This is a genomic window from Streptococcus sp. KHUD_012 (assembly GCF_052588255.1).
On sequence record NZ_CP159355.1, the window covers coordinates 1,443,802 to 1,456,779 of the forward strand.

Below are 12,978 nucleotides of genomic sequence, written 5' to 3' on the forward strand. Positions count from 1 at the left end.
ACTGTTTTTTTTAAAATCAGGTCTTGTTCTAATCTCATAAAGCTTTTTCAATAGGAAAAGGTAAACCCCTCTCTTAGTCACATACAAATTGGCGATATTCTGTTGTCAATGCTTCCCATACAGACTCTGTAGGAAATACTTTCCCAGTCATTAATTCAAAGGCTGCTTCAGCTTGATAAAAGAGCATTCCCAACCCATTTACCCTCTGGTTTCCTTGATTCACTGCTAGTTGCAAAAAGGGGGTCACTGCCGGATAGTAGGCCATCTCTACGATTAAGGCATGTGGGGGAAACGTCAAGTGACTCGCTATCGGAAGAGACTCACTATCCATGCCTACACCAGTCGCATTTAAGATGAGATCGGCTTGATTAAAGGAGCTTTGAACGTCTTCATTTTTCTCAATCGCATACAATTCTATCAAGAAATCAAAGCCATCTTCAATCAAATGAACGATTGAACGATAATGAACCAACCTCTCCTCTCTCACAAAGACGATGATCCGTTTTACACCTAGATGAATGGCCTGTGCAATAATTGCTAAAGCTGCACCACCTGCACCTAAGAGAACCATTGTTTTTCCCTTAATGGAGAAAGCTGGAGGTAAACTACGAAAGAAACCAATCCCATCCGTATTGTAGCCTTTTAACTGACCATCACGGTGAACAATGGTATTAACAGAGCCAATCTTTTGGGCAATCTCATCCACTTCATCTAAATAAGGAAAAACCTTCTGTTTATAGGGCATAGAGATGTTGGCCCCAATCATCTCCAACTTACGAATTTGGCTGATGGTGCTTTCTAAGTCTTCTTCAGCAATATCCCAAGCTAGATAAGCAGCATTGGTCGCTGTTAATTCATAGGCTAGATTATGAATGAAAGGAGAGATACTATGACGAATGGGATGGGCAATGACCGCTGCCATCCGAGTATATCCGTCAATCTTCATTTAATAACTCCCGAATTCTTCTCATATTTTCAAGAGGAATTTGACCTGGGGCGCTTTCATCTCCGACTCTAGCATAAGACCAGGAAGAGCCTGTCAAATCAGCTGTCAAGCGCGAAATCTTCCCGACCTTGCCCATGGAAATGGTTACATACTCTTGCTCAGGATTCAGCGTCTTGAAACCACGCGTATAATTCATCAAGTCAAGAACATCTTGTTCATTGTGGGCCATGACAGATACTTTGACTAATTTTGGAGAAAAACTGGTCAATTCCGATAAGATCTCCATCATATTTTCCGGAGTTTCTTGGAAGTTATGGTAGCTGAGAACAAGATTTGAAAATTCCAACATCTCTTCAAAGACTTCACGGTGACTATAGTACTCGAAATCGATATAATCCGGATGATAGATGGATTGAATATCTTTCAGGATCCCAACATATTCTTCATTAGTCAGCTCCATCCCTCCACCTTCAGCTCGAGTCCGCAAGGTGAATAAAATCTCGCGTCCAGCAAATTTCTCAAAAACTGCAGGAGCGACGGTTAAGATCTCGCTTTTTTCTAAAAAGTCCGCACGCCACTCAATAACATCTGCATCCTCATAACGCGAACTATCTAGTTGTTGCGCCTCTTCTAAGGAGCGAGGCATAATCGAAACAACTAACTTCATACATCCACCCTAATCGTAAATACTTTTAAGTAATTACTACTTTCTTCTTTCTTGTTCCATCGAAAATCACCCGGAAGTCCGTATTCCGCTACATAGCGATGCTTACGACCTTGAAATCCCTTTTCGATTTGTTTTTTAAATTTATCTTTGGTCACATTTGCCGCATTGGTACTGAGAATCAAGGTCCCACCTGGATTTAAAATCTCAAGAGCCTCGCTGACCAATCGATGATAATCTTTAGCGACTGAAAATGTCCGTTTTTTATTCCGCGCAAAGCTAGGCGGATCGAGCACGATCACATCATAGCTTAGGTCATGGCGTTTGGCATATTTGTAATAATCAAAGACATCCATCACGACAAAACGATGAGCATCCAGCGCCAAGCCATTTGCCACAAAATGCGCTTCTGATAGTTCTCTACTTCTCTTAGCCAGATCGACCGATGTTGTCTCAACTGCTCCACCCATTGCCGCAGCCACAGAGAAGGCCGCCGTATAGGAGAACATATTGAGCAAGGACTTGCCAGCTGCTAAGCCCTCTACCAAGCTACCTCGAACTTCATGCTGATCCAAAAAAATCCCCGTCATCAAGCCATCATTGAGAAAGACTTGGTAAGAAACCCCATTTTCAAGAATCAAAAATTCTTGCGGAGCTTCTTCTCCATAGACATGAGCCGATTCATAGTCCAAGCCTTTAAAGCGAATCTTTTCATAGCCGCCTCGGACTTCTGGAAAAGCCTCTTGAAAGGCCGCTAGAATGGTTTCCTTGATCTGAAATACAAAGGGATTGTACCAAGAAAAGACAACAAACTCACCATACAAGTCAACCGTGAAACCACCAAAACCATCTCCCTCTTGGTTAAAGAGACGAAAGGCTGTCGTCGTTTCATCCGCATAATAAGAACGACGGTATTGCTTGGCTTTGATGAAAAGCTTTTTAAAAAAGTCTTGATCAAAAGCGACCAACTCTTGCGAAACAAACCATCCAATCCCTTTATTTTGTTCAGATAAGTATCCGACCCCGAGGGATTGTCCATCTCCTGAAAGCAATTGAACCTCTTGATTCAAAGCAGGAAGTGACTCAAAATCTTGCTTTTCAAGAAGGGATTGTCCTTGTTTGATTTTTGTTGCGACTTGGCGACTGACTGTGAGTTTTTTCATATCCTCTATTATAGCAAAAGTCTGCAGTTTTCACAAAGAGAGGCTTTATTTACTGGAACTTTTTTTACCGTTTTATCCTAGCTTTCATCATTTAGCTTCAAATGATATAAAATGCCGGATCTTTCCTATTTCTTTCCTCTCCTTTACAGTCATTTTTTTCTTTCTCCATAAAATTGTGGTATACTTGTATATGAAAATTTTTAGGAAATAAGACAAGGAAGTAACATTTTGTGAAAAAAATTACGAATTCGATACTCAATTTCATGAGTACCAGACTAGGATTTGTCTTGACCCTTCTGTTGCTCTACTGGTTCAAAACCATGTGGGCCTATTCAGTTGATTTTAATTTAGACATTCAGGGACCGTATCAGATTTTTCTAGCAGTGATCAACCCATTGCCGATCAGTCTGCTCTTCATTGGTCTTGCACTTTATATCAAACGAACCAAGCTCTTTTATAGTTTGGCCTTTGGGATCTACCTTCTCTTATTTATTTGGTTGATTTCCAACTCCATCTATTATCGAGAGTTTACAGACTTCGTAACGGTCAATACCATGTTGGCTTCCAGCAAGGTTTCTGCCGGTCTCGGAGCTGCTGCTTTAGAATTGTTCCGCCCTTGGGATGTGATCTACATTCTAGATTTCCCTATTCTAGCTTTCTTCTTCTTTAAGAAATGGATTCGAATGGACAATCGTCCCTTCAATAAACGAGCTAGTTTTGCGGTTACCTCTTTATCAGCTATGCTCTTTTCGGCCAACCTTTTCCTCGCAGAAATTGACCGACCTGAGCTATTGACTCGTGGGTTCTCAAACTACTATGTCGTTCGTGCCCTAGGCTTACCAGCCTTTCTAGGTTACAGTGCTAACCAGACCTATGCTGCCAACAAAGAACGTTCCAAAGCCTCCGAAGCAGATTTAAAACCGGTGGAAGAATATATCCAACAGCATTATGCCAAGCCTAATCCTGAGTACTTTGGAATGGCCAAAGGCCGTAACGTCATCTACATTCACTTGGAAAGTTTCCAACAATTCTTGATCGATTACAAGTTGAAAGTAGACGATAAAGAATATGAAGTGACACCTTTCTTAAACTCACTTTACCACTCGAAAGAAACCTTTGCCTTTTCAAACGTCTTTAACCAAGTCAAGGCAGGGAAAACGTCCGATGCTGAGACCATGATTGAAACAGGCCTCTTCGGACTCAACCAAGGTTCCTTTATGGTGAACTATGGTGGAACCAATACCCAACAGGCTGCACCATTTATTCTTTCAAAAAATGGGTACAACTCGAGCGCTGTTTTCCATGGGAATGCTGGAAGTTTCTGGAATCGAAATACCGCCTATAAACAATGGGGCTACAATTACTTCTTTGATGCCAGCTACTTCACCAAACAAAACAGCAGCAATTCCTTCCAGTATGGTCTTAATGACAAATACATGCTCAAGGATTCCATCAAATACCTAGAAAGATTGCAGCAACCTTTCTATACTAAGTTCATTACGGTTTCCAACCACTATCCTTATACGACCAGCTTGTCAGGAGATGATCTTGGATTCCCTCTAGCTAAGACTCAGGACGAAACCATCAATGGCTATTTTGCGACCGCTAACTACCTAGATTCTTCGATCAAAGCATTCTTTGATTACCTGAAAGAATCTGGTCTTTACAAAAATTCCATCATCGTTCTCTATGGGGACCACTACGGAATTTCAAACTCTCGTAACCCAGCTCTTGCTCCTCTACTTGGTAAGAACTCTGAAACGTGGTCAAGTTATGACAATGCCATGTTGCAACGCGTTCCTTATATGGTAGTTATTCCAGGTATGGATAAGGGTGGCATCATTGATACCTATGGTGGCGAAATCGATATGCTCCCAACCTTGGAACATTTGCTAGGCATTGAATCCAACAAATTCCTCCAAGTTGGTCAAGATATGCTCTCACCAGAACATGATCAAATCGTCGCCTTCCGCTCCGCTAACTACTTTGTAACTCCAGAGTATACAAGCTATAGTGGCCGGACCTATTACACCAAAACAGGTGAGGAAATCACGAACCCAGACGAAAAAACCAAGGAAGAACTGGACAAGATCAGGGAAGCTGCTAACCTGCAATTGAAGATTAGCGATAGCATCCAGACCGGTGATCTCCTTCGCTTCTTCAAGGGCAATGATCTTGGAAAAGTCAATCCAGAAGATTATTCCTACACCAATTCCTTCAAGGCATTGAAGAAGATTGAAAAGGAAAAAGGTGACAAATCAACCAGCCTTTATAACCAACGTGGCAACCAGTCTACCGTTGATCTCTTCAAGGCACCAACTTATAAAGAATTGCACCCAGAAGACGATAGTTCTTCCTCAACAGAGACCAGTAGCAGTTCTTCTAAATAAAGAGAATCCCTGAGTTTAAAAACTCAGGGATTTTGTGATTTCTTTAAAAAGATTACGCTTTACCTTCATCTAGGACTTCAAAAACAGAAGCTGTTAAATTCTCCACATAGAATGGTCGTTTATGACGACTATTCCCAACCATCAATTTCAATTTATTTGAATTTTGGAGGTAATATGGAAGTCCGCTGGCGTTGAAGATGACCAAGTACTTCTTGTCTCCTGTTAGTTCAAATATCAGAAGTCCACTACAATCAGTTGCAGATTGGATAAAGACTTGTTGGTAGATTTTATCATAGCTTTCAAGCCCTAAGACAGGAAGACTTGTCTTCAAATTGATCAAGCTTCGGATATAGGCAATTGATTCCTTGTTTTGACTGACCAGATCCCAGTTGACCTGATTCACAAAATCTGGAGCATTGTAGGAATTCATGGCCCGTTCACGATCCAAAGGTGTGATTTCCCCATCAGGACCTGTCGCTACCAATTTGGTCCGCATAAACTCTTGACCCAATTGCATGAAGGCCATGCCCTGAAAGAGCAGATTCATAGCCGTAGCCAACTCTGAGCGCTTGACCAATCCTGCTACTTTTTCATTCGGATGAAGGGTCTGAAGCAAGTCATAGAGATTATAATTGTCATGAGCCTCCACATAATTCAAGACCTGATTGGGACTTAAATAATTGCCAAGCTCTGCACTACCTAATACAGCACGCGCAACGATATACTCTGTTGATTTTCTGCTGACAAAGCCACGTTTGATGGAACCATAAACCTCAGCCCCTTTAATGGCATCGCGCTCCGTATCATTGAAGAATCCAATTCGAGGCAATTGCGCTGCATTGTCCTTCTTAGCCTTGTCTTCTGGTGCGAGACCTGTCCCCATGTCCCAACCTTCTCCGTAAAGGAGAATACGAGGATCCAGAGCATCCATAGCCTCCCGAATAGCATTCATCGTCCTTACATCGTGAATGCCCATCAAATCAAAGCGGAAGCCATCGATCTGGTACTCCTTGACCCAGTACGTGAGGGAATCAATCATGTACTTGCGGTACATTTCATGCTCACTAGCCGTTTCATTCCCAACACCTGTCCCATTTTGGAAGCGACCATCTGGCTCCATCCGGTAATAATAATCGGGTACTGTATTTTGGAAAGGACCATGTTCGGTCGAATAGATATGATTGTAGACTACATCCATGACCACAGAAATTCCTGCCTCATGATAAGCCCGGATCATGGTTTTGAGCTCTTTCATGGTTTGTTTCGGATTGGATGGATCCGTTGAAAAACTAGTTTCTGGTGCAGAATAATTCTGAACGTCGTAACCCCAATTGTAGGTCACCTGGCCTTCTTCATCGTACTGTTTAAAGCGATCAGATATGGGCTGCAGTTGCACGACATTAACCCCTAACTGACGAATATAATCAAAGGCAGTTGCATCGCCATGGCTATTGACAGTTCCTTCTTGGCAAGCCCCCAGATAAGTCCCACGTAAAGACTCGTCCACACCTGAAGTCGGTGACTTGGTCAAATCTCGAAGATGCATCTCATAAATCACTGCTTGACAAGGATTGTCCAAGCGCCATGGAGTCGCATCGGCGCCTTTTTTAGGACCCCAATCAAACTGACGATCTGCTCTTGAAAGAATGGCAGAGCGCATCCCGTCTGCTGTCGTTGCAATGCTATAAGGATCGCGCGTCACTTGAGTATGGTGTTCAAAATGGACACGATATTGATAAGCCATGCCACTTAAATTACCTAGAAAATCTAAAATCCAAACACCATGGGTATTTTCTGGGTGGTAGCTCGACTCTTGTTTGCCACGTGTCATCGGGATACTCTTCCAGATAGGCGCATCCAGCTCGGTTGATTGATAAAGTAACAATTCAACTTTCTTAGCAGTAGGAGCCCACAGTTTAAAGCAATGCTCCCCTTCTTCCTCTCGATGACCGAGCCATCCTTGATACGCCCATTTAGCATCAAACTCTCTATGACGCATTGCCATATCGTAGGCATGAGGCTGACGATGGCTGTAGGCATGACTCGTCAAAGCAGCTTGCAAAGAATAATAGACTGTATCGTCTCCATCGAGAATCCATACTTCTCGAACATAGCCTTCTGGTAAAAGTTCGATTTCAAAATCACGGGTCTTAGTGAGCCAATCCCCTTCTTTGACCAAGACATGGCCCCGGTTCAATGCATCCTCACTCTCGTATACCAGATTTCCCTCTACTCCAAAATAATCCAACTTGGAGAAAGAGACTGATTTTCCTTCTACTTGATCCTGCCACTGCCACATATCATAGGCAAAATAATTTCCTTTTTGCTTATGAAAATGAAGCTTTACATGGTATTGTCGCATAACATTTTCCTATTTCCAATTTAATACCGAAGGAACCATCCGCTTGTAAAACACGTAACGGACTCCAACTATTTGTTTTTATTCTTCAGATGTGTGAACCAAAGCATCGTTGTTGATTTCATCAATATTTGCAAAGAATTCCAAGTGATTATGGAAGACTTCCAATTCAACTGGCGTATCTCCTCCGTATTCCCCATCTAGATTGATGCGGAATGGTTGGGCATTTTTTCCTAACATTTCGATCGTCAACTTCTTGGTCTTGAGATATTCTACATTTTCATCGTGCACATGCTTGCCCCCATTGATGGCCTGAATCATCAAGGACAACATGTTAAAGAGCTTAGCAGTTTTTACGATAATCAAGGTAAAGTTCCCATCATCGAGCTTAGCGTCTGGTGCCACGCTTTCAAAGCCAGCAATTGAGTTGGTCAAGGCCACAAAAATCATAGACGCTGGCCCTTCAAAGACACCATTGTCGTGCTCAATCCGTACCTTTCGAGCCTTGTTTCGCGGCAACATTTTAGCTGCTTCAGCCACATAGGCAAAGTAACCCAAGCGAGATTTAACACTACTTGGAACACTGAAGGTCAATTCTGTCATGGTTCCTGCTGCAGCAATGTTGATGAAATACTTACTGCCATAGGCACGACCAATATCCATCTGAATGGTTTGATTCTTTTCGATAATGCGAGCAGCCGCCACAGGATCACCCATCGGGATCTTCAAGGCACGCGCATAGTCATTGGTGGTACCGGTCGGGATAAAGGCCATCTGCGGACGATTTTCCAGACCTGCGACCCCATTGACCACTTCGTTAATCGTACCATCTCCACCAGCGGCAATGATTAAATCAAAGCCTGCTTTAGCGGCTCTTTCTGCTTCATTTTGAGCAGAAAATGGTTCTGGAGTCGTTTGATAGGCGCTGGTTTCATAGCCCACGTCTTCGAGTACGTCTAAGACTTCTGCAATATTTTTCTTGATAATTTCTTGCCCAGAGGTCGGATTATAAATTAAACGGGCTTTTTTGATTCGTTCTACCATAAAGATCCTCTATAAACTTTCAAGCCAGGCCTCATCTTCTACCTGGATTCCTAATTCTTGTGCTTTGGTTAACTTGATACCAGCGTCACTACCTGCTACGACCAAATCTGTTTTTTTGGAAACAGAACCAGTTACCTTAGCACCCAGACTCTCTAATTTGGCCTTTGCTTCTGAACGTGTGAGTCGCTCTAGCTTCCCAGTCAAAACGACTGTCATCCCTGAAAGGGCCGCATCGGCAGCAACTTTTTCACCAAGATAGGTCAGATTGACTCCAGCTTCTTTCAATTCATGCAGGAGACGCTTGGATCCCTCTTGTGCGAAATAAGACTTGAGACTTTCAGCCACGACCATACCGAGACTATCAATGCTGGCAATCCGTTCTGGATCAGCGGTAGCTAGTTGATCGAGGTCATGGAATTCTTGAAGCAAGATTTGACTGATCTTGCTTCCGACATGTCGGATTCCCAAACCAAAGAGTAACTTTTCAGCTGAATTCTCTTTTGAAGCTTGAATGGCTTCATAGAGTTTTTCAGCCGATTTTTCTTTGAAGCCTTCTAAGGTTAATAGATCCTCTACAGTGAGCCGGTAGATCCCAGCTACATCCTCTACCAACTGAGCCGCGAAGAGTTTCTCTACAACAGCTGGACCCAAGCCTGTGATATTCATAGCATCCCGACTTGCAAAGTGATTCAATCCCTCCTTAATCTGAGCTGGACAGAGCGGATTGATACAGCGAAGGGCCACCTCATCCTCAAAATGAAGCAACTCACTCTGGCAGCTCGGACAATGAGTTGGAATGGCTAATGCTTGATCAGAGACTCGCTTATCTTTGACAACACGCAAGACCGCTGGAATGATATCACCCGCCTTATAGACAATGACGGTATCATCCTGATGAATATCTTTTTCAGCAATATAATCCACATTGTGCAAGGTTGCCCGACTAACAGTGGTTCCTGCTAGCTGGACTGGAGTTAGATTGGCCGTTGGGGTCACAACTCCGGTCCGTCCAACCGTCCAATCAACTGATAAGATTTTCGCTTCTTTTTCTTCAGCTGGAAACTTATAGGCGACAGCCCATTTAGGGGCTTTTACGGTAAAGCCTAGTTCTTCTTGAACAGCTAGGTCATTGACCTTGATGACGATCCCATCGATATCGTAGGGAAGATCCTCTCGAAGTTGAGCTACTTTTTGGATAAAGTCCCAAATTTGCTCCATATCCTCAGCCAGCACTCGCTCTTGGTTCACGACAAAGCCTAAGCGGGCTAATTTCTCAAGCACGCCTTCCTGACTGCTTTGATCCGTCGGGCTCACTTCTTGATACAAGAAAGTTGCAAGATTTCGCTTGGCCACGATTTTCGTATCCAATTGGCGAAGCGTTCCTGCTGCAGCATTCCGCGGATTAGCAAACTCCGGCTCGCCGTTTTCTTGACGGATCTGATTGACCCGATCAAAGGAAGCCCGTGGCATGTAGCACTCGCCTCGAACTGTAATGTTCACTGGCTCTGGTAACACCAAAGGAATGTCCTTGACCCGTTTGAGGTTCTCTGTAATATCCTCACCGACAGAACCATCCCCACGTGTCGCCCCCGTTACGAGGACACCATTTTCATAGGTGAGGGAAATGGACAAGCCATCGATTTTCAGCTCACATACATAGCTGATAGAAGGAAATTCCTTACGGACACGCTGATCAAAGGCTTCTAATTCTTCACGCGAAAAAGCATCCTGCAAACTATAAAGGGGATACTGGTGCTGGTATTTGGTAAAGCCTTTTAAAACCACCCCACCTACACGGTGAGTTGGACTCTCTGGTAAGATCTCATCAGGATGAGCGGTTTCTAGTTCCACCAACTCCCGATATAATTGATCATATTCACTATCTGAAACAGATGGAGCGTCTTTTGTGTAATACTCGTAAGCATATCGATTGAGTAATTCCACTAATTCTTTCATTCTGGTTTTCATGTTCTTATTTTATCATAAAATCTTAATTTAGCCTTGAATTTACTGCATTCTTAGCATTAAAAAAAGGAGCCAAAGCTCCCTTTTCTTATTTTGTAAAATCGATCCGTTTAGAAAGTTGATTGATCACAATCGCTCCAAAAATCAAGGATGCGAATTCACCCAATCCCATAGTCAACCAGTTATAGAAGAATGGTTGGCCTTGAAGGTAGTATAGTTCCAAGGCAATCGTAAACATGGAGATGGAAAAGAAAATCGCAAACAAGAAATGGTCCAAGCGAATAAGACCGTCAAACAAGAACTTGTTTTTGAATCGACCAAATAGAATGAGTCCAAGTCCTAAGAAGACAAAGGTTGAACCTCCACCGACAAAGACATCGATCCATCCAAAACTAAATAAGTTAGCAATCATACAACCAAGCGTCACCGCAATCAAGTACTTCTTATTGTAAAAAGCTAAGAAATTCATCATTTCCGAAACACGGAATTGATAGCCATAGTAGGCCATTGCGTTGAGAGGTGGGGTAATGGTCAATACGATATAAATCGCAGCAACAATGGCAATTTGTGCCATATCACGAGCAGTTAACTGTTTCATTTATTCTCCTTTAGCGGTTTTCCCGCGTGTAATATGCTTGGCGAAAGGATCTTAAGCACCAAGGGTTGAAGGTTTGATTTCTTCAACCTTTCAAGTATAGCATATTTTGAGGTTTTATGGTAGACTGAATTTATGAAAACACTAATTAAAAAATTTTTTGATAATGAGATTTTATCCTATCTCTTTTTTGGAGTTGCCACAACCATTGTTTCCGTCGGAACCCGCCTCTTCATCTATCAAGTGTCTCGTGATGAACGATTAGCGACAGCGATTGGAAACATTGCTGGGATCCTCTTTGCCTTTGCGACCAACGATACCATTGTCTTTAAACAAGAAAGAAAGGGCTGGTTTCAGCGCTTGATCCGATTTGCAATTGCGCGCTCTGGGACCTTTATTCTAGATATGGCCTTGACCGAGATTTTTGTCAAGCAATTCCCAGGAATTATCGGTCAATTCGTCCACAATAACAAGAGTCAAATCAATCTGATTGAAACCCTCTTTGCACAAGTGGCCATTGTGGTCCTCAATTACGTCTTTAGTAAACTCTTTGTCTTTAAAAACAAAAACAAGGCTTGAAACGATTGTTTCAAGCCTTATTCTTTTAAACTTCTATACTTGCTTGCTCTGCACTTAATTGATAGATGGTACCTTCAACCCCAAAATAATCCTTGGCTAGATCTTTCAATTCCTGCATAGCTGTTTGGGCTCGTTTGGCCTGCTCCTCATTGATGGCTTCAATAACTAAAATAGCGTCCTTGGTATCTTCTGTTAACATGGTTCTTTGAGCCTCACGCCAATTCAAGCAACGGCAAACAGCTCCTTCTTGGTCGTAGTAGATAATCTCCCCTTCCAAAGCTGGAGCATCTTCTTCAGCACCTAATGGAAAGAAAGGTTCGCCTCCTTTCGCTTGTCCTAGAGAGAGTCCACCCACCAATTTATCCATATCTTCTCCCCCACAAGGAAGGGCATAAGCCATCGACACGCTATTGTAAAGATCCACCAAAGGATTAATCGGATAGAATTCACGCCCCTGGTGAACCCGTTTTAAGAGCGCTTCGATTGAAGATCGGGCTCCTTTTTTTGTTTTAAACTTGCTAAAAGCTTGGCGCCACTCTTGCACGAACTCACTCTGTGTATAGTTTTCTTCATCGATAAATTCCCATGCTCGCTTGGCACCCTTGTCCAACAATTCTTTGAAATAAGGATCCTTGGCTTCATCTACTGTATTATCAATACCATACAAGGACATCACTGTAATTCTAGCTGTTGGAAATAAATCCCAAAATGCTTGATCGACTGTCACTTTCATTGCTTTACCTCACTATAATTTCTTTTTTGACCTTTTTTGACTAGTTCCCAATCCAGGGTAATATTCTCTCGAACTCGGATGAGATACTCCTCTAACTGTGCGACTTCTTCTTTGGAAAATCCTTTTAAGGCAGTTGTCTCAGAGTAAAGATGCTCCCCTAAAATGAAGGGGTAAATCTGCTTACCTTTTTCAGTTAATTCCCATTCCTTGATTTTAAGGTTTTCACCCCTTGGACGCTGCTGAATCAGTCCTCGTTCTTCTAATTTTTTTACAGACCTTGCAACGGTGGATCGATCTACTTTCAAGACTTCAGATAGTTCTTCCTGAATCATTCCAGGTTGCTCGGCAATTCGCACCAAGTAGAGGTATTGACCACGCGCCAGATCCAAATCTCGAAATTCAATATTTGCTATAGAATCCAGTGCTCTCGCAATGATGCCAATCTCACGCAAAATACTCATCTCACTCCTCCTTTCCTATTGACAATAGCATAACACATTTTTGTTGCAAATGCAATAAAAATAGATAGGAAAAAAAGAG

General features: G+C 42.6%; 11 protein-coding genes and 1 riboswitch. Of the genes, 2 read left to right on the top strand and 9 right to left on the bottom strand.

What is annotated here, in order from left to right:
• Positions 1–73: 73 nt before the first annotated feature.
• Genes aroE through ABVF55_RS07000 form a run of 3 tightly spaced genes read right to left on the bottom strand, consistent with a single transcriptional unit; the run spans position 74 to position 2,773 of the window.
• Complete coding sequence (aroE, locus tag ABVF55_RS06990; protein WP_445285112.1) at positions 74–946, bottom strand: shikimate dehydrogenase; 873 nt, start codon at positions 944–946, stop codon at positions 74–76.
• The gene (gene aroD / locus ABVF55_RS06995) at positions 936–1,613 is read right to left on the bottom strand and encodes a type I 3-dehydroquinate dehydratase (protein WP_049474751.1); all 678 of its coding nucleotides are present in this window, start codon (positions 1,611–1,613) and stop codon (positions 936–938) included. The genes aroE and aroD overlap by 11 nt, the downstream gene beginning before the upstream one ends.
• Positions 1,610–2,773, bottom strand: a complete 1,164-nt coding sequence (locus tag ABVF55_RS07000; protein WP_445285113.1) for a class I SAM-dependent rRNA methyltransferase — start codon at positions 2,771–2,773, stop codon at positions 1,610–1,612. The genes aroD and ABVF55_RS07000 overlap by 4 nt, the downstream gene beginning before the upstream one ends.
• A 230-nt stretch (positions 2,774–3,003) precedes the next feature.
• Here ABVF55_RS07000 and ABVF55_RS07005 point away from each other — a divergent pair, with 230 nt between their 5' ends.
• Complete coding sequence (locus ABVF55_RS07005) at positions 3,004–5,163, top strand: LTA synthase family protein (RefSeq protein WP_049497311.1); 2,160 nt, start codon at positions 3,004–3,006, stop codon at positions 5,161–5,163.
• A gap of 52 nt (positions 5,164–5,215) precedes the next feature.
• On the opposite strand, the gene pulA is transcribed toward ABVF55_RS07005, so the two are convergent.
• The 4 genes from pulA to ABVF55_RS07025 form a co-directional block, all read right to left on the bottom strand.
• Positions 5,216–7,525: a type I pullulanase gene (gene pulA, locus ABVF55_RS07010; RefSeq protein WP_445285114.1), complete on the bottom strand. Its 2,310-nt coding sequence runs from the start codon at positions 7,523–7,525 to the stop codon at positions 5,216–5,218.
• A gap of 78 nt (positions 7,526–7,603) precedes the next feature.
• The gene (locus ABVF55_RS07015) at positions 7,604–8,566 is read right to left on the bottom strand and encodes a diacylglycerol kinase family lipid kinase (RefSeq protein WP_003014385.1); all 963 of its coding nucleotides are present in this window, start codon (positions 8,564–8,566) and stop codon (positions 7,604–7,606) included.
• 9 nt (positions 8,567–8,575) lie between these two features.
• Positions 8,576–10,534 (bottom strand): NAD-dependent DNA ligase LigA, encoded by a 1,959-nt coding sequence (ligA, locus tag ABVF55_RS07020; protein WP_445285115.1) that lies wholly within the window; start codon positions 10,532–10,534, stop codon positions 8,576–8,578.
• Positions 10,535–10,619: 85 nt separating this feature from the next.
• A complete protein-coding gene (locus ABVF55_RS07025; protein ID WP_003006740.1) occupies positions 10,620–11,129 on the bottom strand; it encodes a QueT transporter family protein in 510 nt (169 codons plus the stop codon).
• A riboswitch (PreQ1 riboswitch) is annotated at positions 11,127–11,233 on the bottom strand. It overlaps the preceding gene by 3 nt.
• Before the next feature lie 28 nt (positions 11,234–11,261).
• Between ABVF55_RS07025 and ABVF55_RS07030 the strand changes: the two genes are divergently transcribed.
• Complete coding sequence (locus ABVF55_RS07030; protein ID WP_049497318.1) at positions 11,262–11,705, top strand: GtrA family protein; 444 nt, start codon at positions 11,262–11,264, stop codon at positions 11,703–11,705.
• A gap of 25 nt (positions 11,706–11,730) precedes the next feature.
• Here ABVF55_RS07030 and ABVF55_RS07035 read toward each other — a convergent pair whose 3' ends face one another.
• Both ABVF55_RS07035 and ABVF55_RS07040 read right to left on the bottom strand, forming a co-directional pair.
• Positions 11,731–12,438: a B3/B4 domain-containing protein gene (locus tag ABVF55_RS07035; protein WP_445285116.1), complete on the bottom strand. Its 708-nt coding sequence runs from the start codon at positions 12,436–12,438 to the stop codon at positions 11,731–11,733.
• On the bottom strand, positions 12,435–12,899 hold the full coding sequence (locus ABVF55_RS07040) for a MarR family winged helix-turn-helix transcriptional regulator (RefSeq protein WP_070589239.1): 465 nt from the start codon (positions 12,897–12,899) through the stop codon (positions 12,435–12,437). The genes ABVF55_RS07035 and ABVF55_RS07040 overlap by 4 nt, the downstream gene beginning before the upstream one ends.
• Between the last annotated feature and the right edge of the window lie 79 nt (positions 12,900–12,978).